Raw genomic sequence first — 20,866 nt, forward strand, 5'->3', positions numbered from 1 at the left:
CGTCTCGAAAGGCGTTCACGCCCGTCATGAATTCAGTATCGACCAGGGCGCCGCTCAGCGCGTGATCATCGGCAGGTTCAGACCCTGCTCTTTCGCACAGTCGATGGCGATCTGATAACCGGCATCGGCATGGCGCATCACGCCGGTGGCCGGGTCGTTGTGCAGGACGCGGGCAATACGCTCGGCGGCTTCGTCGGTGCCGTCGCACACGATGACCATGCCCGAGTGCTGCGAGAAGCCCATGCCCACCCCGCCGCCGTGGTGCAGGGAGACCCAGGTCGCGCCGCTGGCGGTGTTGAGCAGGGCATTGAGCAGCGGCCAGTCGGACACGGCGTCGGAGCCGTCCTGCATGGCTTCGGTTTCACGGTTGGGGCTGGAGACGGAGCCGGAGTCCAGGTGGTCGCGGCCGATCACGATCGGTGCCGACAGCTCGCCGCTGCGCACCATTTCGTTGAACGCCAGGCCCAGCTTGGCGCGCAGGCCCAGGCCGACCCAGCAGATACGTGCCGGCAGGCCCTGGAAGCTGATGCGCTCGCGGGCCATGTCCAGCCAGTTGTGCAGGTGCGCGTCGTCGGGGATCAGCTCCTTGACCTTGGCGTCGGTCTTGTAGATGTCCTGGGCGTCGCCCGACAGCGCGGCCCAGCGGAACGGGCCCACGCCGCGGCAGAACAGCGGGCGGATATAGGCAGGTACGAAGCCGGGGAAGTCGAAGGCGTTGGTCACACCCTCTTCCTTGGCCATCTGACGAATGTTGTTGCCGTAGTCGAAGGTCGGGATGCCCTGCTTCTGGAAGTCGAGCATGGCCTGCACGTGCACGGCCATCGACTGCCTGGCAGCCTTGACCACCGCCGCCGGTTCGGTCTGCGCGCGGTCGCGGTACTGCTCCCAGGTCCAGCCGGCCGGCAGATAGCCATTGAGCGGGTCGTGGGCGCTGGTCTGGTCGGTGACCATGTCGGGGCGCACGCCGCGCTTGACCAGCTCGGGCAGGATTTCGGCGGCATTGCCCAGCAGGGCGATGGAGATGGCCTTGCCTTCGCCCGTGTATCTGGCGATGCGCGCCAGGGCGTCGTCCAGGTCGGTGGCCTGTTCATCCACGTAGCGGCTGCTCAGGCGGAAGTCGATGCGGCTCTGCTGGCATTCGATGTTCAGCGAGCAGGCGCCGGCCAGGGTCGCGGCCAGTGGCTGCGCGCCGCCCATGCCGCCCAGGCCCGCGGTGAGCACCCACTTGCCCTTGAGGCTGCCGTTGTAGTGCTGGCGGCCGGCTTCGACGAAGGTTTCGTAGGTGCCCTGCACGATGCCCTGGCTGCCGATGTAGATCCAGCTGCCGGCGGTCATCTGGCCGTACATGGCCAGGCCCTTGGCATCGAGTTCGTTGAAATGTTCCCAGTTGGCCCAGTGCGGCACCAGGTTGGAGTTGGCGATCAGTACGCGCGGGGCGTTGCTGTGGGTCTTGAACACGCCGACCGGCTTGCCGGATTGCACCAGCAGGGTCTCGTCGTCATTCAGGTGGGTGAGGCTCTCGACGATCTTGTCGTAGCACTCCCAGTTGCGCGCGGCGCGGCCGATGCCGCCGTACACCACCAGCTCCTTGGGGTTCTCGGCAACTTGCGGGTCGAGGTTGTTCATCAGCATGCGCAGCGGCGCTTCGGTCAGCCAGCTCTTGGCGGTGAGCTGGGTGCCGCGCGGGGCGCGAATTTCGACGTCACGGAATTTATTGTGCTTGTTCGTCACGTAAGGGCTCCTCGAGCGAAAGGCGAATTCGGGATGGCACTGCCATGGATGCAATACAAACATATATTTACTTGTATGTACAAGTACAGGCAACCAAAAACAGTGTCGTCCGCTTCGCCGGCAAGGCCGGCTCCCACACGCAAAAAAAGAATGGAACCTGCAGGAGCCAGCCTTGCTGGCGAAGCCCTTAACGTTCGGTCAGCTCGATCAGGCAGATCTGCCCACTGACCTCGAACTCCAGCAACCCGTGGTTGCCGTCCAGCCGCAGGCAGTCATAGCGACCCAGCCACTGCTCGGCATGCCCTGCGACCTTGACCCGCACCCGCTCGTGCGCCGCGAACACCAGCAGCGTCTGGGCCGAGCTGTACACCCGGCTTTCACCCGGCAGCCACTGCAGCCGCGCGGCAAACCGCTGCGGCGCGTAGATCAGGTTGAAGTCGCGAATCGGTCCGCCCAGCAGGTTGCAGCTCACTGCACTTTCGCCGCTGAAGGCGAAGGCATCGAACGCCAGCAGCTCGCGGCTGGCCTGGCCATCCACCATCAGGCGCATGCCATCGCCCTGCAGCACGCTGATCACGCGCTGATACCCGGCAAAGCTGGAGAACCCGCCCGACTCGGCGATGTCGGCAATCGACAGGCGCCAGCCAAAGCCCTCCAGGCCGGCCCCGCCATCGCGGGTGATCTCTTCGGTACTGCCGCCGCCGTTCTTCCACGGCATGCGCGGGTAGTCGGCGGCACGTAACAGGGTCAACGAACTCATTTGCTGAAGCGTCCTTCCAGGCGGTGACGGGAACCGGGGTGAATCAGGCGCGCCGCCGTGACCGGCTGGCGACCCGACCAGGTGCGCCGGCGGATCAGCAGGCACGGCTCGCCCGGCTCGATCTGCAGCAGGCGGCATTCCTCGGGTTCGGCCAGGATCGCCTCGACCACGTGCTCGCCTTCGGTCAGCGGCGCCACCTGGGACAGGTAGGCGTAGGGGGTCTGGCGGGTGAAGTCCTGCTTGAGGTAGTCCGGGGCGACCTGGGCGTTGACGAAGCGGTCCTCGATCTGCACCGGGATGCCGTTTTCGTAGTGCACGATCAGCGAATGGAACACCCGCTGCCCTTCGCGCATGTCCAGCGCCAGCGCCCGCTCCGAGCCTGCCGCCTCTTCGGTCAGGGTGATCACCTTGCAGCTGTGCTGGTGGCCGCGCGCGGCGATCTCGTCGGCGATGTTGTTGACCTCGAACAGCGCCGAGCGGCTCTTGGGCTCGGCGACGAAGGTGCCGACGCCCTGCATGCGCACCAGCAGGCCTTCGGCGGTCAGCTCGCGCAAGGCGCGGTTGATGGTCATGCGGCTGAAGCCCAGCTCGGTGACCAGTTCGCTCTCGGACGGTACGCGGTGATGCGGCGGCCAGCTGCCGTTCTGGATCTGCTGGGCGATCATCTGCTTGACCCGCGCATACAGCGGCGCCGGGCCCTCGCCCATGTGGGCAACCAACGCGGAGACAGGAGGTGTCGACACGGCAAAAATCCTTGGTGATGAGTATGACCGGTAGAGTGCCGCAGTTTACCGGGCAGGCAAACGTCTGTATATGTATATACAAATAACCAGAAAAGGGTGGCGTACCGATGTCCGTGTTCTTTGCCGAACGTGCTTTGTTGCCTACAGGCTGGGCAGAAAACGTGCGAATCGAGACAGGCCCCGACGGCCTGTTGAACTGCGTACAGCCAGGCGCCTCGGCAGATGGCGCCGAGCGCCTGGCCGGGCCGTTGCTGCCGGGAATGCCGAACCTGCACTCGCACGCCTTCCAGCGCGCCATGGCCGGCCTGGCGGAAGTGGCCGGCAACCCCAACGACAGCTTCTGGACCTGGCGCGAGCTGATGTACCGGCTGGTGGGCCGGATCAGCCCCGAGCAACTGGGCATCATCGCGCGCCAGCTGTACATCGAGATGCTCAAGGCCGGCTACACCTCGGTGGCCGAATTCCATTACGTGCACCATGACGCCCAGGGCAAGGCCTATGCCGACCCGGCCGAACTGTCGCTGCGCATCAGCCAGGCCGCCGCCGACACCGGCATCGGCCTGACCCTGCTGCCGGTGCTGTACAGCCACTCGGGTTTCGGCGGGCAGGCGCCCAATGATGGGCAACGTCGCTTCATCAACGGCACCGAGCAGTACCTGCACCTGCACACGCAACTGGCGCCGCTGCTCGCCCAGCAACCGGCGCAGCGCCTGGGGCTGTGCTTTCACTCCCTGCGCGCGGTCACCCCGCAGCAGATCGCCCAGGTCATGGCTGCCGGTGACAAGGCCTGCCCGGTGCATATCCACATTGCCGAACAGCAGAAGGAAGTCGACGACTGCCTGGCCTGGAGTGGCCGCCGGCCGTTGCAGTGGCTGTATGAAAACGTCGATGTCGACCAGCGCTGGTGCCTGGTGCACGCCACCCACGCCGAGCCCGACGAAGTCAGCGCCATGGCGCGCAGCAAGGCGGTGGCCGGCCTGTGCCTGACCACCGAGGCCAACCTGGGCGACGGCATCTTCCCTGCGGTCGACTACCTGGCCCAGGGCGGGCACATGGGCATCGGCTCGGACAGCCATGTGTCGCTGAGCGTGGTGGAGGAATTGCGCTGGCTCGAGTATGGCCAACGCCTGCGCGACCAGCGGCGCAACCGGTTGCATGGGGCCGATCAGCCGATGGTGGGGCGCACCCTGTTCGATGCGGCCCTGGCCGGTGGTGCGCAGGCGCTGGGGCAGCCGGTTGGCGAACTGGCGGTGGGCAGGCGGGCCGACTGGATCGTGCTGGATGGGGCCGATCCGTATATCGCCACGGCGAGCGGGGACGGGGTTCTCAATCGCTGGCTGTTTGCCGGCGGCGACCGGCAGGTGCGCGATGTGATGGTCAATGGCAAGTGGGTGGTCAAGCAGGGGCGGCATGCGGGTGATGAGGTGAGCGCGCGGGCGTTTGCCGGGGTGCTTCGCGAAGTGCTGGGCTGATCTCAAACCGCAGCGCGGCCTTCGCCGGCAAGGTCGGCTCCTACAGGTTCGACACCGCCTGTAGGAGCCGGCCTTGCCGGCGAAAGGGCCGTTACCGTTTTTGCGCGATATCGCGGTCGGAGACGCGCCAGATCAGCCGCGTGGTGTCATACCCCTGCTGACGCGCCCGCGCCAGCAGGCTCTCGCGCTCCAACGCCGGAATCGTCGGCGTGCGCGACAGTATCCACAGGTACTTGCGGTCCGGGTTGCCCACCAGTGCCGTCTGGTAGTCCTTGTCCACGTACAGCACCCAGTAATCGCCCTTCGTCACCCCCGGCAGCAACCGCGAGAACCAGTTGTCGAACTCCACCCACAGCTTGTCGGTCTTGCCCTGCACCTGTGGCGTCGCCGTACCACTGGCCTCCTCCCACTCGCCCTCGAGCGTGATGCAGCGGTTGAGCACGCCCACCGTGCCGTCCGGCTTGAGGTTGTAATGCGCTTCGCTCTGCGCGCAATTGCGCTGGAAGAACATCGGCAACCGCGCCAGCTCGAACCACTTGCCCTGGTAACGCTTGAGGTCGACGCTGTCGACGGTCTTGGGCGGCAACGGCCCGTCGTCGCGCGAATGCGCACAACCGGTCAGCAGCAGGCCGGCGCACAGGCTCAACAGCAGGGGCAGGCGTTTCATTTGAGACCCTGCCCCGAGTACATCAGCACCTTGTCGGCGGCGTACTGCACGCTGATGAAGGCTTTCTGGTCGCCCCAGGTACAACTGGTCATGCCCAGCGCGCCGGAACACTCGGTGGGGCTGCCCAGCAGTCGCTCGACCTCGGCCTTGGGCATGCCGGCCTGGAGCTTGGAATAATTTTCCTGGTTGATCTTGCTGCATGCGGCCAGCAACACGCACAACGACAACAGGGCGAGGGAACGCAACGACATGGGGTCACTCCTGAACATGAGGGTGCAAGCACGGGGCCTGACTCGAGCTTAGAAGCAAAAACCCCTATCCGGTTCCCGGCAACCCCATTTACCTGCACGGTTATCGTTGCCATTTGTCGACTAGTCGCACATCCGCCTCATTTTTTGCCCGGCGCGGACGACACAGGAGGGCGCTGCGACGTTTCGCCGCGCCCTCCCCGTTGACCGCCTTGTGCAGACAGACCTCGCAATGACCAAAAACCTGAAGTTCAGCCACAAGATCCTGCTGGCCGCCGCCCTCGTGGTCGCGGTGGCGTTTACCTGTTTCATCCTGTTCAACGATTACCGCCAGCGCCAGTCGCTGCGCAGCAACACCGAGGCCACGATGCAGGAGCTCGGCAGCCTTACCACCAGCAACATCCAGACCTGGCTGCAGAGCCGCATCCAGCTGCAGCATTCGTTTGCCCAGCAGGTGGCCGTGGATGGCCCCGGCAAGCCGAGCCTGGACCGGCTGATGGCGTTGCCGGTGTATGCCAGCAACTTCACCCTGACCTACTTCGGCGGCCAGGACGGCAGCATGCAATCGGTGCCCACGGGCAACCGCGCCGCCGACTACGACCCGCGGGTACGCGGCTGGTACAAGGGCGCCAGCGAGGCCGGGCGCAGCATCGTTACCGAACCCTACGTCTCGGCCTCCTCGGGCAAGCTGGTGATCACCATTGCCACCCCGGTGCAGCAGGCTGGCCGCCTGATCGGTGTCAGCGGTGCCGACACCGACCTGGACACCATCACCAGCATCATCAACTCGCTGAACTTCGACGGCCACGGTCTGGCGTTCATCGTCAATGCCGAGGGCAAGATCCTGATCCACCCGGACAGCTCGCTGACCCTCAAGCGCCTGGCCGATGCCTACCCGCAGGGCACGCCGCAGCCGGGTAGCGGCCTCAAGGAAGTCGAGCAGGACGGGCGCCGGCAGTTCATCAGCTTCACCCGCGTCAACGGCGTGCCTTCGGCCGACTGGTACGTAGCGATGGTGGTCGACCAGGACTACGCCTTTGCCATGCTCGGCGAGTTTCGTACCTCGGCCATCGTGGCCACGGCCATCGCCGTGTTGATCATCATCGCCTTGCTCGGCGTGCTGATCCGCGTCCTGATGGAGCCGCTGCATGTGATGGGCCGCGCCATGCACGATATCGCCGAAGGCGAAGGCGACCTGACCCGGCGCCTGCGCATTCATGCCCATGACGAGTTCGGCGCGCTGGGCTCCTCGTTCAACCGCTTCGTGGAACGTATCCACAACTCGATCAGCGAAGTGTCCTCGGCCACCGGTCGGGTCAATGAAGTGGCCCTGCGCGTGGTCAGCGCCTCGAACGCGTCGATCCACAATGCCGACCAGCAGTCGGGCCGCACCAGCAGCGTGGCGGCGGCGATCAACCAGCTGGGCGCCGCCGCCCATGAGATCGCCCACAACGCCGCCCTTGCCTCACAGCACTCCAGCGAAGCACGCAACCTGGCCGAGGACGGCCAGCAGGTGGTCGACCAGACCATTGCGGTGATGAACCAGCTGTCGAGCAAGATCAGCGACGCCAGCACCCATATCGAGACGCTCAACGCCAACACGGTGAACATCGGTCAGATTCTCGAGGTGATCAGCGGCATTTCCCAGCAGACCAACCTGCTGGCACTGAACGCGGCCATCGAGGCGGCACGTGCCGGCGAGGCCGGTCGCGGGTTTGCGGTGGTGGCCGACGAGGTGCGCAATCTGGCCCACCGTACCCAGGACTCGGCGCAACAGGTGCAGAAGATCATCGAGCAGTTGCAGGCCGGCGCACAGGTGGCGGTAGGCACCATGACCGAGAGTCAGCGCCAGAGCGAGCACAGCGTGGGCATTGCCAACCAGGCCGGCGAGCGCCTGGGCAGCGTGACCGTGCGCATTGGCGAAATCGACGGGATGAACCAGTCGGTGGCCACCGCCACCGAAGAGCAGACGGCCGTGGTGGAATCGATCAATGTCGACATCACCGAGATCAATACGCTGAATCAGGAAGGGGTGGAGAATTTGCAGGCGACGCTGCGGGCCTGCAATGACCTGCAGAGCCAGGTGGACAGGTTGAAGCAGCTGGTGGGCAGCTTCAGGATCTAGGGTGAAACAATCGCGGGTCAAGCCCGCTCCCACAAGGACAGCGATAGTCCTAGTGGGAGCGGGCTTGACCCGCGATTGGGTTCAGCTCAGAACCGCGAGCCCGGCTCCAGCAGAAAGTCCATCTCTTCATCGGTGCTCGGGCGCCCCAGCACCAGGTTGCGGTGCGGGAAGCGGCCGAACCGCGCAATCACCCGCTGGTGCTGCTCGGCATAGTCCAGGAAACCTTCGAACAGGCGCCGGTCACTGTCCGGCTGCGCATCCAGCAGCAACTGATAGCGCTCGATGCTGATGTTCTGCCAGTCCAGCACCTCGGCATGCTCCAGCACCAGCAGGATGAACACCCGCTGGATCGGCAGCAGCTGGTAGTCCCAGGCCTTGTCCAGGCCCTGCATCACCAGCACCTGCGCACGCCGGTCGCCATCGAAGGCGTGCTGCGTGTCGCGGTGGATCATGCGGGGCAGCTGGTCCAGCAGCAGCACCAGGCCCAGCCAGCCCTGGGGGCTTGCCAGCCATTCGTCCAGCTCGCCGGCCAGCGCCTGCGCGGCCAGCTCGCCGAAGCGCTCGCGCGCCTCGTCGTCGTGGTGCTTGCCGAACCACAGCGTACTCTTCTCGTCAGCCACGGCCTGGGGGCTGGTGCCCCAGCCGAACCACCACTCCAGCAACGGCTGCCAAGGTGCGAGCATGATTTACTCCTGGTGATAACCGGTGACGCGCTCGACTTCCTGCTTCGAACCCAGGAACACCGCCACACGCTGGTGCAGGCTCTCGGGCTGGATGTCGAGGATGCGCTGGCGACCGTCGGTGGAAGCACCGCCGGCCTGTTCGATGATGAACGACATCGGGTTGGCTTCGTACATCAGGCGCAGCTTGCCCGGCTTGGATGGCTCGCGCGCATCGCGCGGGTACATGAACAGGCCGCCACGGGTCAGGATGCGGTGCACGTCGGCAACCATCGAGGCGATCCAGCGCATGTTGTAGTTCTTTTTCAGCGGGCCGGTCTCGCCAGCCAGCAGTTCGCCCACATAGCGGGTCACCGGGGCTTCCCAATGGCGCTGGTTGGACATGTTGATGGCGAACTCGGCGGTGGTTTCCGGCACCTGGATGTTCTCGTGGGTCAGCACGAAACTGCCCAGCTCGCGGTCCAGGGTGAAGCCCTTGACGCCGTTGCCCAGGGTCAGGATCAGCATGGTCTGCGGGCCGTAGATCGCGTAACCGGCGGCCACCTGCTTGGTGCCCGGCTGCAGGAAGGCCTGTTCGTTGAGGCTTTCGTTCTGGCTCAGGTACTCGTTGGGGCAGCGCAGTACCGAGAAGATGGTGCCGACCGAGACGTTGACGTCGATGTTCGACGAACCGTCCAGCGGGTCGAATACCAGCAGGTAGGCACCCTTGGGGTACTTGCCCGGGATCTGGTAGGCATTGTCCATCTCTTCGGACGCCATGCCGGCCAGGTGGCCGCCCCACTCGTTGGCTTCGAGCAGGATGTCGTTGGAAATCACGTCCAGTTTCTTCTGGACTTCGCCCTGCACGTTTTCAGTGCCCATGCTGCCCAGCACACCGCCAAGGGCGCCCTTGGACACGTTGTGGCTGATTTCCTTGCACGCACGCGCCACCACTTCGATAAGGAAGCGCAGATCGGCAGGGGTGCTGTTGCTGCGGGTCTGCTCAATCAGATAGCGACTCAGGGTAACGCGGGACATGTAAGGCTCCGGAGGATGGGGTAGAAAAAACCCACGCAGTTTACAGGGAGAGTGAAGCGCTAGCGAGCAATAGGACATGCTCGCCCGATCAGACGACACATCGGCCCGAAGGTTCACGCCCCCGGGCCCGATGCCAGGCGCCTACTCCAGCGCGTTCCAGATCTCCCCGGCGTATTCGCGAATGGTGCGGTCCGACGAGAACCAGCCCATGCGCGCGGTATTGAGCACGGCCGAGCGCCACCACTGCTGGGGGTCGTGCCACAGCTCCTCGACGCGGCGCTGGGCCTCCCAGTAGGCATCGAAGTCGGCGCACACCAGGAAGCGGTCATACGGCACCAGTGAATCGATCAGCCCCACGTAGCGCGCCGGGTCGTCCGGCGAGAACACCCCGCCGCGGATCGCCTGGAGCACGTCGTTGAGCCGGTACGAGGCGCCGATGGCGGAGCTGGCACCGAAATCGCCGCTGCGCTTGCGCGCCTCCACCTGCTGGGAGGTCAGGCCGAAGATGAACATGTGCTCGGCCCCCACCTGCTCGCACATCTCGACGTTGGCGCCGTCCAGGGTGCCGATGGTCAGCGCGCCATTGAGGCCGAACTTCATGTTGCTGGTGCCCGAGGCCTCGTAGCCGGCGGTAGAGATCTGCTCGGACAGGTCCGCCGCCGGGATGATGCTCTCGGCCAGGCTCACGTTGTAGTTGGGCAGGAACACCACCTTGAGCAGCCCGCGCACGGTCGGGTCGTTGTTGACCACCCTGGCGATGTCGTTGGCCAGCTTGATGATCAGTTTGGCCTGGTGATAGCTGGCGGCGGCCTTGCCGGCAAAGATCTTCACCCGCGGCGCCCAGTGCGTGCCCGGCTCGGCGCGGATCGCCTGGTACAGCGCCACGGTATGCAGCAGGTTGAGCAACTGGCGCTTGTATTCGTGGATGCGCTTGACCTGCACATCGAACATCGCCTCGGGGTCGACCGTGATGCCCAGGCGCTCCTGGATCAGGTTGGCCAGGGCCTTCTTGCTGTGCAGGCGCTGCTGGGCGAAGGCCTTGCGAAACGCCGGCTTGTCGGCGAACGGTTCGAGGCGCCGCAGGTGCTTCTCGGGGTCGTCCAGCACCTCGGGGCCCAGCGCCTCCACCAGCATGCGGGTGAGCGGCGGGTTGGCCTGGTACAGCCAGCGGCGGAAGGTGATGCCGTTGGTCTTGTTGTTGATCCGCTCGGGGTAGAGCTTGTGCAGTTCGGCGAACACGGTGCTGCGCATCAGCTTGGTGTGCAGCCCCGACACGCCGTTGACGCTGTGCGACCCGAGGAACGCCAGGTTGCCCATGCGCACCCGCCGGCCGTTGTCCTCCTCGATCAGCGACACCGCGCGCAGCACGTCGAAGTCATGGATGCCCTTGGCCCGCAGCGCGTCGATATGAAAGGCGTTGATCAGGTAGATGATCTGCATGTGGCGCGGCAGCATGCGCTCCATCAGCCCCACCGACCAGGTTTCCAGCGCCTCGGGCAGCAGGGTGTGGTTGGTGTAGGCCAGGGTGTCGACGGTGAGCTGCCAGGCGGTGTCCCACGGCAGTTCGTGCTGGTCCACCAGCAGGCGCATCAGCTCGGCCACGGCAATCGAGGGGTGGGTGTCGTTGAGCTGGATGGCGGCCTTTTCGTGCAGGTTGAGCAGCGTGGGGTTCATGTTCAGGTGGCGGCGCAGCAGGTCCTGCAGCGAGGCCGAGACGAAGAAGTACTCCTGGCGCAGGCGCAGCTCCTGGCCGGCCTCGGTGCTGTCGGCCGGGTACAGTACCCGCGAGATGCTCTCGGCACGGGCCACTTCGGCTACCGCGCCCAGGTGGTCGCCGGCATTGAAACGCTCCAGGTGCAGCTCTTCCAGGGCCCGTGCGCGCCACAGGCGCAGGGTATTGACGCTGGCACCACGCCAGCCCACCACGGGCGTGTCGTAGGCCACCGCACGCACCGTTTCGGCCGGCCACCACACCTGGCGCGGCTGGCCGGATTCGTCGTGCCGGGTCTCGACGCTGCCGCCGAAACTGATCGGGTAGATCACCTCGGCACGCTCGAACTCCCAGGGGTTGCCGAAATCCAGCCAGTTTTCGGTCTGCTCCTGCTGCCAGCCGTCGACCACGGCCTGGCGAAACAGCCCGTGCTCATAGCGGATACCGTAGCCGTGGGCGGCAATGCCCAGGGTCGACATGCTCTCCATGAAGCACGCCGCCAGGCGCCCGAGGCCGCCGTTGCCCAGCGCCGCGTCGGGTTCGAGCAGGCGGATGCGCTCCAGGTCCACGTCCAGCCCGGTCATTGCTTCACGGGCGATGTCCAGCAGGCCGAGGTTGCTCAGGCTGTCGTACAGCAGGCGGCCGATGAGAAATTCGAGGGAGAGGTAATAGACGCGCTTCTGGCTCTTGCGGTAGATCTGCCGCGTGTGGTCCATCCAGTGGTCGACCATGTGGTCGCGGGCGGCCAGGGCAATGGCCTCGAACCAGTCGTGGTCGAAGGCGTGCTCGGGGTCCTTGCCGACGGCATAGGTCAGTTTTTCCAGTACAGCGGTGCGAAAGGCAGCCACCTGTGCGTCACGTGCGAGTGGTTCCTGAGACATACGACGTCCTCGGGCAAGTTGACGAATGCGGATGGGGATTTCTCAGCCTAGACGGTTCGACCGGGCGCGGTAGCGCGGGTTCGTTTGTTTCTGTGCAAAAGCGGTACCGGGTTGGCACGAACCCGGCAAATGGTTGTTCACATTTTGACCAACTCCGGTATGATCGCGCGCCCACCCGACCATCTGAAAACCGAACCTGATGAAACCGACCCTGATTGCCGCCGCCGAACTCGACCGCCTGGATACCTGGCAGAGGTATTCCAGCCACATGTGCGGGGGCTGCATGTCCAGTTGCTGCACCCTGCCGGTGGAGGTCAAGCTCACGGATCTGATCCGCATTGGCGTGGTGGACGAATTCGAACGGGGCGAGCCGCCCAAGAACATCGCCAAGCGCCTGCAGAAGGATGGGATCGTCGAGCGCTTCAACCAGAAGTCCGGGATCTTCACCTTGCAGCGCATGAGCAACGACGATTGCCTGTACCTGGACCGCAAGACGCGGTTCTGCACCATTTACGACAAGCGCCCCGACACCTGCCGCAACCACCCAAGGATCGGCCCGCGGCCGGGGTACTGCGCGTACAAGCCAAAGCCCGTGGCCCGCTGAAAAGCATCGCGGGTCAAGCCCGCTCCCACAAGGTTGTGCATTTACCTGTGGGAGCGGGCTTGACCCGCGATTCGGCCAGCGCAAGTTTCAGGCCTTGCACAAACAAAAAACGCCCCCGGCCTTTCGACCGGGGGCGTTTTCATTCAGCCTGAGCTAACTCAGTTCTTGGCTTTCTTGGCAGCGCGGGTACGCTCGCCTTCGTCCAGGATCTTCTTGCGCAGACGGATCGACTTGGGCGTGACTTCGCACAGCTCGTCGTCCTGGATGAATTCCAGGGCCTGTTCCAGGGTGAAGCGAACAGGTGGTACCAGAGCGATGGTTTCGTCTTTGCCCGAAGCACGCATGTTGTCGAGCTTCTTGCCCTTGGTAGGGTTGACGCCCAGGTCGTTGTCACGGCTGTTCAGACCGACGATCTGACCGTTGTAGATCTCCTGGCCGTGCTCGACGAACAGCTTGCCGCGCGCCTGCAGGGTTTCCAGCGAGTAGGTCAGCGCCTTGCCGGTCTCTACCGATACCAGTACGCCGTTCTGACGGCCGGACATGTGGCCGGACTTCATTGGCGCGTAGCGATCGAAGATCGAGGTCAGGATGCCTGCACCGTTGGTCAGGGTCAGGAACTGGTTGCGGAAACCGATCAGACCACGGGCTGGAATGTTGTATTCCAGACGTACACGGCCCTTGCCATCCGGCACCATGTTGGTCAGGTCGCCTTTACGCAGGCCCATTTCTTCCATGACCTTGCCCTGCGAATCTTCAGGGATGTCGATGGTGACGTTCTCGAACGGCTCGTGCTTGGCACCGTCGACTTCGCGGATGATCACTTCCGGACGACCAACACCCATTTCGAAGCCTTCGCGACGCATGGTTTCGATCAGTACCGACAGGTGCAGCTCACCACGGCCCGATACCTTGAACTTGTCGGCCGAGTCGCCTTCTTCAACGCGCAGTGCAACGTTGTACAGCAGCTCCTTGTCCAGACGCTCCTTGATGTTGCGGCTGGTGACGAACTTGCCTTCCTTACCGCAGAACGGCGAGTCGTTGACCTGGAAGGTCATCGAAACGGTCGGCTCGTCGACGGTCAGCGGCTTCATCGCCTCGACTGCGTCCGGGGAGCACAGGGTGTCGGAGATGAACAGCTCGTCGAAACCGCTGATGCAGACGATGTCGCCAGCCTGGGCTTCTTCGACGTCGACGCGGTGCAGGCCGTGGTGACCCATCAGCTTGAGGATACGACCGTTGCGGCGCTTGCCGTCAACGTCGATGGCCACAACCGGGGTGTTCGGCTTGACGCGACCACGGGCGATGCGGCCAACACCGATCACGCCCAGGAAGCTGTTGTAGTCCAGTGCCGAGATCTGCATCTGGAACGGACCGTCGCGGTCGACGCTTGGCGCTGGCACGTTGTCGACGATCGACTGGTACAGCGGGGTCATGTCTTCGGCCATTTCGGTGTGGTCCAGACCGGCAATGCCGTTCAGGGCCGAGGCGTAGACGACCTTGAAGTCCAGCTGTTCGTCGGTGGCACCCAGGTTGTCGAACAGGTCGAAGATCTGGTCCAGAACCCAGTCAGGACGCGCGCCCGGACGGTCGACCTTGTTGATCACCACGATCGGACGCAGGCCGGCTTCGAAAGCCTTCTTGGTCACGAAACGGGTTTGCGGCATAGGGCCGTCCTGGGCGTCAACCAGCAGCAGCACGGAGTCGACCATCGACATCACGCGCTCTACTTCACCACCGAAGTCGGCGTGGCCCGGGGTGTCCACGATGTTGATGTGGTAGCCGTTCCAGTTGATGGCGGTGTTTTTCGCCAGAATGGTAATGCCGCGCTCTTTTTCCTGGTCGTTGGAGTCCATCACGCGCTCGTCGTTGAGCTCGTTGCGCTCCAGGGTGCCGGACTGACGCAGCAGTTTGTCTACCAGGGTGGTCTTGCCATGGTCAACGTGGGCGATGATGGCGATGTTGCGTAGATTTTCGATCACTTGTGTATCTCGATCAGAGGATTCGGGTTGCCGCCCAGTCTAGGCGGCGAATGTGAATGAACGGCGCTCAACGGGCTCGTCGGTCGGGAGGGCGATGGCGGATACTGCCGCCATACAACCCCGGCATCTTATGTCGGACGATAAACGCGCACATTGGCATGCCCCTCACTCAGTAGATGGTGGGCATGCAGGCGACTCATCACTCCCTTGTCGCAATACAGCAAGTACTGGCGCGTGGGGTCCAGCTCCTTGAAGCGACTGTTGAGGGCGTAGAACGGCAAGGCCTTGACCTCGATGCCGTCCAGTTCCAGAGGCTGGTCTTCCTGGGCGTCGGGGTGACGAATGTCGATCACCACCTGCCCGGCCAGCGCCTGGCTGACTTCTTCGATCTGGATATCCTGGCCCAGTTCATCGATCACGTGGTCGATGGACACCAGGCGGGCGCGTTCCAGGGCGCGCTCGAGCACGGCCATGTCGAACTGCTTCTCTTCATGGTCGACGCGGTGACGCTTGGCACAGGTGGTCGGGTTCACCGAGATCACGCCGCAGTACTCGGGCATGTGCTTGGCGAACTCGGCGGTGCCGATTTCATTGGCCTGGTCGATGATGTCCTGCTTGTGGCTGGCCAGCAGCGGGCGCAGCACCAGCTTCTCGGTGGCCGAGTCGATCACCGCCAGGTTGGGCAATGTCTGGCTGGACACCTGGGAAATCGCCTCGCCGGTGACCAGCGCGTCGATCTGCAGGCGGTCGGCGATGTTGGTGGCGGCGCGCAGCATCATGCGCTTGAGGGTCACGCCCATGTAGCTGTTGTCGACCTTGCCGAGGATCTCGCCCACCACCTCTTCGAACGGCACGCTGACGAACAGCACGCGCTGGCTGCTGCCGTACTTCTTCCACAGGTAGTGCGCGACTTCCATCACGCCCAGCTCGTGGGCACGGCCGCCCAGGTTGAAGAAGCAGAAGTGGGTCATCAGGCCGCGGCGCATCATCTGGTAGGCCGCCACGGTGGAGTCGAAGCCGCCGGACATCAGCACCAGGGTCTGCTCCAGCGCGCCCAGCGGGTAGCCGCCGATGCCCTTGTGCTGGTTGTGGATCACGTACAGGCGCTTGTCGCGGATCTCGATGCGCACTTCCACTTCGGGGTTGCGCAGGTCGATGCCGGCGGCGCCGCACTGCTGGCGCAGCTGGCTGCCGACATAGCGGTCGACGTCCATCGAGCTGAAATCATGGTGGCCGCCGCGCTTGCAGCGCACGGCAAAGTGCTTGCCGGCCAGCAGGTGGCCGAAATGCGTCTTGCACTTGGCGACGATATCGTCGAAGTCGCCCAGCGGGTACTCATCGACCTGGAGGAAATGCGCGATGCCCGGCATGCAGCTCAGGCGCTCGGTCATTTCGCGCAGCACCTTCTCGTCGTCCAGGCGGGTGACCACCTCCAGATTGTCCCAGACACCATCGACCGCGAGCGCAGGATCCAGGTCCTTGAGCACGGTGCGGATGTTGCGGCCCAGTTGACGGATGAAGCGCTTTCGAACCGGGCGGCTCTTGATGGTGATCTCTGGAAAGACTTTGACGATTAGTTTCATGAAAACAGCGCGCGCGTGGCCAGCCGAAAAAGAAGGGGCGCGGATTATAGCGGAATTCGCTCAAGCTTTGAGCAACTTTTGTACAGAAGGTTTCACGTGCACCATTTTGGGTCACTCAAACGAAAAAACGCCTCCTAAGGGTGCAGGAAAAACCCCTGAGGCGCCGTTGGCACCCGTAAACGCGTGAGAATGGGGCGAAAAACCCAACTCGGGGCACTGGCATGCAATTTGCTCCCTTGTGAGGCAGGTTGCCTTGGCCGACTATTCGCGCCCGGCATCACCCAAATTACAAGGGCTGCACAGGCACGCTCTACCCCACCCGGAGGACACCATGTCGAAGTCGGTTCAACTCATCAAAGATCATGACGTTAAATGGATTGATCTGCGCTTCACTGACACCAAGGGCACCCAGCACCACGTCACCATGCCAGCCCGTGACGCGCTGGAAGACGACTTCTTCGAAGCCGGCAAGATGTTCGACGGTTCCTCCATCGCTGGCTGGAAAGGCATCGAAGCCTCCGACATGATCCTGATGCCGGACGACTCCACCGCCGTGCTCGACCCGTTCACCGAAGAGCCGACCCTGATCCTGGTCTGCGACATCATCGAACCGTCGACCATGCAAGGCTACGACCGCGACCCGCGCGCCATCGCCAAGCAGGCCGAAGAGTTCCTGCGCTCCACCGGCATCGGCGACACCGTATTCGCAGGCCCTGAGCCTGAGTTCTTCATCTTCGACGAAGTGAAGTTCAAGTCCGACATTTCGGGCTCGATGTTCAAGATCTACTCCGAGCAGGGCTCGTGGATGTCCGACCAGGACGTGGAAGGTGGCAACAAGGGCCACCGTCCAGGCGTCAAGGGCGGCTACTTCCCGGTTCCGCCGTTCGACCACGACCACGAGATCCGTACTGCCATGTGCAACGCACTGGAAGAAATGGGCCAGGTCGTCGAAGTGCACCACCACGAAGTGGCGACTGCCGGTCAGAACGAAATCGGCGTCAAGTTCAACACCCTGGTGAAAAAAGCTGACGAAGTTCAGACCCTGAAATACGTCGTGCACAACGTTGCCGACGCCTATGGCCGCACCGCTACCTTCATGCCAAAACCGCTGTACGGCGACAACGGCTCGGGCATGCACGTGCACATGTCGATCTGGAAAGACGGCAAGAACACCTTCGCCGGCGAAGGCTATGCCGGCCTGTCCGATACCGCCCTGTACTTCATCGGCGGCATCATCAAGCACGGCAAGGCCCTGAACGGCTTCACCAACCCGTCGACCAACTCCTACAAGCGTCTGGTCCCGGGCTTCGAAGCCCCGGTCATGCTGGCCTACTCGGCACGCAACCGTTCTGCCTCGATCCGCATTCCTTACGTGTCGAGCCCCAAGGCCCGCCGTATCGAAGCGCGCTTCCCGGACCCGGCGGCCAACCCGTACCTGGCCTTCGCTGCGCTGCTGATGGCCGGCCTGGACGGCATCCAGAACAAGATCCACCCAGGCGATGCCGCCGACAAGAACCTGTACGACCTGCCGCCTGAAGAGGCCAAAGAGATCCCGCAGGTCTGTGGCAGCCTGAAGGAAGCCCTGGAAGAGCTGGACAAGGGCCGTGCGTTCCTGACCAAGGGCGGCGTGTTCTCCGACGAGTTCATCGATGCCTACATCGCCCTGAAAAGCGAAGAAGAAATCAAGGTGCGCACCTTCGTACACCCACTGGAATACGAGCTGTACTACAGCTGCTAAGCCAGTGACGCTCGCTCACGCGGCGTAACGAGAGAGGCCTCCCATTCGGGAGGCCTTTTTTTTGCGCTGACTTCATCGCGGGTCAAGCCCGCTGCCACAAACCAGTGGGAGCGGGCTTGACCCGCGATGAAGTCAGCAGTGCTCTACAATGGTGCACAAGGCAGCGCTACCCCTGCACCAACAGCCCATTTTGGTTCAAAAACAGCCTGCAACCTGTTAACTCAGTCATTTTTTGCGCAGCCAGGGCCCGGTTTCAGGGAATTGCGCTTCTTTTCGGAGCCTTGGTTTGGTTCTTGCATTTTCCTGGCATCAGCCGATTACCAGCGCGCGCCACCCTGGCCCCGATCAGGGCGGTACTGTGCCAAAAGAGGTCAACGACGCCCCATGACCATCAGCGATGCACTGCACCGACTGCTACTGGACAACCTGACCACTGCCACCATTCTGCTCAATGCCGAATTGCGCCTGGAGTACATGAACCCGGCAGCGGAAATGCTCCTGGCCATCAGCGGCCAGCGCAGCCACGGGCAGTTCATCAGCGAGCTGTTCACCGAATCGACCGAAGCGCTCAACTCGCTGCGCCAGGCCGTGGAGCACGCGCACCCGTTCACCAAGCGCGAAGCCATGCTCACCGCCCTCACCGGCCAGACCCTGACCGTCGACTACGCCGTCACCCCGATCCTCAACCACGGCCGCACCCTGCTGCTGCTCGAAGTGCACCCGCGCGACCGCCTGCTGCGCATCACCAAGGAAGAGGCGCAGCTGTCCAAGCAGGAAACCACCAAGATGCTGGTGCGCGGCATGGCCCACGAAATCAAGAACCCGCTGGGCGGCATCCGTGGCGCCGCGCAGCTGCTGGCCCGCGAACTGCCCGACAACGGCCTCAAGGACTACACCAACGTCATCATCGAAGAGGCCGACCGCCTGCGTAACCTGGTCGACCGCATGCTCGGCTCCAACAAACTGCCGTCGCTGGCCATGACCAACATCCACGAAGTGCTCGAGCGCGTGTGCAGCCTGGTGGAGGCCGAAAGCCAGGGCGGCATCACCCTGGTGCGCGACTACGACCCGAGCCTGCCCGACGTGCTGGTGGACCGCGAGCAGATGATCCAGGCCGTGCTCAACATCGTGCGCAACGCCATGCAGGCCATCAGCGGGCAGAACGAGCTGCGCCTGGGCCGCATCACCCTGCGCAGCCGCGCCATGCGCCAGTTCACCATCGGCCACACCCGCCACCGCCTGGTGGCGCGCATCGAAATCATCGACAACGGCCCGGGCATACCCGCGGAACTGCAGGACACCCTCTTCTATCCCATGGTCAGCGGTCGCCCGGACGGTACCGGGCTGGGCCTGGCCATCACCCAGAACATCATCAGCCAGCACCAGGGCCTGATCGAATGTGACAGCCACCCTGGCCACACCACCTTCTCGATCTTCCTGCCGCTGGAACAAGGAGCCACTTCTTCATGAGCCGAAGCGAAACCGTCTGGATCGTCGACGACGACCGCTCCATCCGTTGGGTCCTGGAAAAAGCCCTGCAACAGGAAGGCATGACCACCCAGAGCTTCGACAGTGCCGATGGGGTCATGAGCCGCCTGGCCCGCCAGCAGCCGGACGTGATCATCTCCGACATTCGCATGCCCGGTGCCAGCGGCCTGGACCTGCTGGCGCAGATCCGCGAGCAGCACCCGCGTCTGCCGGTGATCATCATGACCGCGCACTCGGACCTGGACAGCGCCGTGGCCTCGTACCAGGGCGGCGCGTTCGAGTACCTGCCCAAGCCATTCGACGTGGACGAGGCAGTGTCGCTGGTCAAGCGCGCCAACCAGCACGCCCAGGAACAGCAGGGCATGGCCGAGCCCCAGGCGCTGACCCGCACCCCGGAAATCATCGGCGAAGCGCCGGCCATGCAGGAGGTGTTTCGCGCCATCGGCAGGCTCAGCCATTCCAACATCACCGTGCTGATCAACGGCGAATCGGGCACCGGCAAGGAGTTGGTGGCCCACGCCCTGCACCGTCACAGCCCGCGCGCCGCCTCGCCGTTCATCGCGCTGAACATGGCGGCGATCCCCAAGGACCTGATGGAGTCCGAGCTGTTCGGTCATGAAAAGGGCGCGTTCACCGGCGCGGCCAACCTGCGCCGCGGGCGTTTCGAGCAGGCCGACGGCGGCACGCTGTTTCTCGACGAGATCGGCGACATGCCGGCCGACACCCAGACCCGCCTGCTGCGCGTGCTGGCCGATGGCGAGTTCTACCGGGTGGGCGGGCATGTGCCGGTGAAGGTGGACGTGCGCATCATTGCCGCCACCCACCAGAACCTGGAAACCCTGGTGCAGGCCGGCAAGTTCCGTGAAGACCTGTTCCACCGCCTGAACGTGATCCGCATCCACATCCCGCGCCTGGCCGACCGCCGCGAAGACATCCCGACCCTGGCCCGGCACTTTCTGGGGCGTGCGGCGCAGGAGCTGTCGGTGGAGCCCAAGCTGCTCAAGCCGGAGACCGAGGAGTTCATGCGCAACCTGCCGTGGCCGGGCAACGTGCGCCAGCTGGAGAACACCTGCCGCTGGATCACTGTGATGGCCTCGGGGCGCGAGGTGCATATCGGCGACTTGCCGCCGGAGCTGCTGAACCTGCCGCAGGACGCGGCGCCGGTGACCAATTGGGAGCAGGCGCTGCGCCAGTGGGCCGACCAGGCGCTGAGCCGTGGCCAGTCGAACCTGCTGGACAGTGCAGTGCCGAGTTTCGAGCGGATCATGATCGAGACGGCGCTCAAGCACACCGCCGGGCGGCGGCGCGATGCGGCGGTGCTGCTGGGCTGGGGGCGCAACACCCTGACGCGCAAGATCAAGGAACTGGGCATGAAGGTCGACGGCGGGGACGACGAGGGCGACGACGAGGCATGACTCAGGGGCCTCTTCGCCGGCAAG

General features: G+C 64.1%; 16 protein-coding genes and 1 pseudogene. 7 read left to right on the top strand and 10 right to left on the bottom strand.

The features are described 5' to 3' along the window. Positions 1 to 54 precede the first annotated feature (54 nt). The 3 genes from hutU to hutC all read right to left on the bottom strand — a co-directional run bounded on the left by hutU (position 55) and on the right by hutC (position 3,198). A complete protein-coding gene (hutU, locus tag JZZ72_RS01050; RefSeq protein ID WP_043862179.1) occupies positions 55 to 1,731 on the bottom strand; it encodes a urocanate hydratase in 1,677 nt (558 codons plus the stop codon). Positions 1,732 to 1,918: 187 nt separating this feature from the next. Further along, positions 1,919 to 2,491 (bottom strand): HutD/Ves family protein, encoded by a 573-nt coding sequence (locus tag JZZ72_RS01055; protein ID WP_116052515.1) that lies wholly within the window; start codon positions 2,489 to 2,491, stop codon positions 1,919 to 1,921. Continuing rightward, positions 2,488 to 3,198: a histidine utilization repressor gene (gene hutC, locus JZZ72_RS01060; protein ID WP_162484873.1), complete on the bottom strand. Its 711-nt coding sequence runs from the start codon at positions 3,196 to 3,198 to the stop codon at positions 2,488 to 2,490. Before hutC ends, JZZ72_RS01055 begins: the two co-directional genes overlap by 4 nt. A 143-nt stretch (positions 3,199 to 3,341) precedes the next feature. Between hutC and JZZ72_RS01065 the strand changes: the two genes are divergently transcribed. Beyond that, positions 3,342 to 4,706 carry a formimidoylglutamate deiminase gene (locus JZZ72_RS01065; RefSeq protein WP_210013906.1) on the top strand — a complete coding sequence of 455 codons (1,365 nt, stop codon included), beginning with the start codon at positions 3,342 to 3,344 and terminating at the stop codon, positions 4,704 to 4,706. Positions 4,707 to 4,797: 91 nt separating this feature from the next. Here the strand turns inward: JZZ72_RS01065 and JZZ72_RS01070 are convergent, their stop codons facing one another. Beyond that, a complete protein-coding gene (locus JZZ72_RS01070; RefSeq protein WP_058541650.1) occupies positions 4,798 to 5,373 on the bottom strand; it encodes a lipocalin family protein in 576 nt (191 codons plus the stop codon). Then, on the bottom strand, positions 5,370 to 5,624 hold the full coding sequence (gene bamE / locus JZZ72_RS01075; protein WP_043862184.1) for an outer membrane protein assembly factor BamE domain-containing protein: 255 nt from the start codon (positions 5,622 to 5,624) through the stop codon (positions 5,370 to 5,372). Before bamE ends, JZZ72_RS01070 begins: the two co-directional genes overlap by 4 nt. 229 nt (positions 5,625 to 5,853) lie before the next feature. On the opposite strand from bamE, the pseudogene JZZ72_RS28175 reads away from it, so the two are divergent. Beyond that, positions 5,854 to 6,888, top strand: a pseudogene (locus JZZ72_RS28175) (HAMP domain-containing protein); the annotation flags it as partial. 132 nt (positions 6,889 to 7,020) lie between these two features. Further along, on the top strand, positions 7,021 to 7,746 hold the full coding sequence (locus tag JZZ72_RS28180) for a methyl-accepting chemotaxis protein (protein WP_374755530.1): 726 nt from the start codon (positions 7,021 to 7,023) through the stop codon (positions 7,744 to 7,746). A gap of 86 nt (positions 7,747 to 7,832) precedes the next feature. On the opposite strand, the gene JZZ72_RS01085 is transcribed toward JZZ72_RS28180, so the two are convergent. From JZZ72_RS01085 to JZZ72_RS01095, 3 genes are all read right to left on the bottom strand, one after another. Next, positions 7,833 to 8,429, bottom strand: coding sequence for a DUF924 family protein (locus JZZ72_RS01085; protein ID WP_043862186.1), 597 nt, complete (start codon positions 8,427 to 8,429; stop codon positions 7,833 to 7,835). 3 nt (positions 8,430 to 8,432) lie between these two features. Then, positions 8,433 to 9,443 (bottom strand): class 1 fructose-bisphosphatase, encoded by a 1,011-nt coding sequence (locus JZZ72_RS01090; protein ID WP_043862187.1) that lies wholly within the window; start codon positions 9,441 to 9,443, stop codon positions 8,433 to 8,435. Between the two features lie 141 nt (positions 9,444 to 9,584). Continuing rightward, positions 9,585 to 12,035, bottom strand: a complete 2,451-nt coding sequence (locus tag JZZ72_RS01095; RefSeq protein WP_058541651.1) for a glycogen/starch/alpha-glucan phosphorylase — start codon at positions 12,033 to 12,035, stop codon at positions 9,585 to 9,587. Between the two features lie 199 nt (positions 12,036 to 12,234). Between JZZ72_RS01095 and JZZ72_RS01100 the strand changes: the two genes are divergently transcribed. After that, the gene (locus JZZ72_RS01100) at positions 12,235 to 12,639 is read left to right on the top strand and encodes a YkgJ family cysteine cluster protein (protein WP_043862189.1); all 405 of its coding nucleotides are present in this window, start codon (positions 12,235 to 12,237) and stop codon (positions 12,637 to 12,639) included. A 158-nt stretch (positions 12,640 to 12,797) separates the two neighbouring features. On the opposite strand, the gene typA is transcribed toward JZZ72_RS01100, so the two are convergent. Further along, positions 12,798 to 14,618, bottom strand: a complete 1,821-nt coding sequence (typA, locus tag JZZ72_RS01105) for a translational GTPase TypA (protein WP_210013908.1) — start codon at positions 14,616 to 14,618, stop codon at positions 12,798 to 12,800. Between the two features lie 128 nt (positions 14,619 to 14,746). Then, positions 14,747 to 16,201 (bottom strand): tRNA uracil 4-sulfurtransferase ThiI, encoded by a 1,455-nt coding sequence (gene thiI, locus JZZ72_RS01110; protein WP_043862191.1) that lies wholly within the window; start codon positions 16,199 to 16,201, stop codon positions 14,747 to 14,749. Between the two features lie 331 nt (positions 16,202 to 16,532). Here thiI and glnA point away from each other — a divergent pair, with 331 nt between their 5' ends. The 3 genes from glnA (at position 16,533) to ntrC (ending at position 20,842) form a co-directional block, all read left to right on the top strand. Then, positions 16,533 to 17,939 (top strand): glutamate--ammonia ligase, encoded by a 1,407-nt coding sequence (glnA, locus tag JZZ72_RS01115; protein WP_043862192.1) that lies wholly within the window; start codon positions 16,533 to 16,535, stop codon positions 17,937 to 17,939. Between the two features lie 384 nt (positions 17,940 to 18,323). Beyond that, complete coding sequence (gene glnL / locus JZZ72_RS01120) at positions 18,324 to 19,409, top strand: nitrogen regulation protein NR(II) (protein ID WP_043862193.1); 1,086 nt, start codon at positions 18,324 to 18,326, stop codon at positions 19,407 to 19,409. Next, a complete protein-coding gene (ntrC, locus tag JZZ72_RS01125) occupies positions 19,406 to 20,842 on the top strand; it encodes a nitrogen regulation protein NR(I) (protein WP_043862194.1) in 1,437 nt (478 codons plus the stop codon). Before glnL ends, ntrC begins: the two co-directional genes overlap by 4 nt. The last annotated feature ends 24 nt before the right edge of the window (positions 20,843 to 20,866 follow it).

This window comes from Pseudomonas palmensis, from assembly GCF_017848315.1.
In the GTDB taxonomy this organism is placed as follows: Bacteria; Pseudomonadota; Gammaproteobacteria; order Pseudomonadales; family Pseudomonadaceae; genus Aquipseudomonas; species Aquipseudomonas palmensis.

What these genes read in the sequence shown, in the direction of transcription:
- JZZ72_RS01055 (WP_116052515.1), bottom strand. Translation starts at nt 2,491, where the DNA reads ATGAGTTCGTTGACCCTGTTACGTGCCGCCGACTACCCGCGCATGCCG.
- hutC (WP_162484873.1), bottom strand. Translation starts at nt 3,198, where the DNA reads ATGGGCGAGGGCCCGGCGCCGCTGTATGCGCGGGTCAAGCAGATGATC.
- JZZ72_RS01065 (WP_210013906.1), top strand. Translation starts at nt 3,342, where the DNA reads ATGTCCGTGTTCTTTGCCGAACGTGCTTTGTTGCCTACAGGCTGGGCA.
- JZZ72_RS01070 (WP_058541650.1), bottom strand. Translation starts at nt 5,373, where the DNA reads ATGAAACGCCTGCCCCTGCTGTTGAGCCTGTGCGCCGGCCTGCTGCTG.
- bamE (WP_043862184.1), bottom strand. Translation starts at nt 5,624, where the DNA reads ATGTCGTTGCGTTCCCTCGCCCTGTTGTCGTTGTGCGTGTTGCTGGCC.
- JZZ72_RS01085 (WP_043862186.1), bottom strand. Translation starts at nt 8,429, where the DNA reads ATGCTCGCACCTTGGCAGCCGTTGCTGGAGTGGTGGTTCGGCTGGGGC.
- JZZ72_RS01090 (WP_043862187.1), bottom strand. Translation starts at nt 9,443, where the DNA reads ATGTCCCGCGTTACCCTGAGTCGCTATCTGATTGAGCAGACCCGCAGC.
- JZZ72_RS01095 (WP_058541651.1), bottom strand. Translation starts at nt 12,035, where the DNA reads ATGTCTCAGGAACCACTCGCACGTGACGCACAGGTGGCTGCCTTTCGC.
- JZZ72_RS01100 (WP_043862189.1), top strand. Translation starts at nt 12,235, where the DNA reads ATGAAACCGACCCTGATTGCCGCCGCCGAACTCGACCGCCTGGATACC.
- thiI (WP_043862191.1), bottom strand. Translation starts at nt 16,201, where the DNA reads ATGAAACTAATCGTCAAAGTCTTTCCAGAGATCACCATCAAGAGCCGC.
- glnA (WP_043862192.1), top strand. Translation starts at nt 16,533, where the DNA reads ATGTCGAAGTCGGTTCAACTCATCAAAGATCATGACGTTAAATGGATT.
- glnL (WP_043862193.1), top strand. Translation starts at nt 18,324, where the DNA reads ATGACCATCAGCGATGCACTGCACCGACTGCTACTGGACAACCTGACC.
- ntrC (WP_043862194.1), top strand. Translation starts at nt 19,406, where the DNA reads ATGAGCCGAAGCGAAACCGTCTGGATCGTCGACGACGACCGCTCCATC.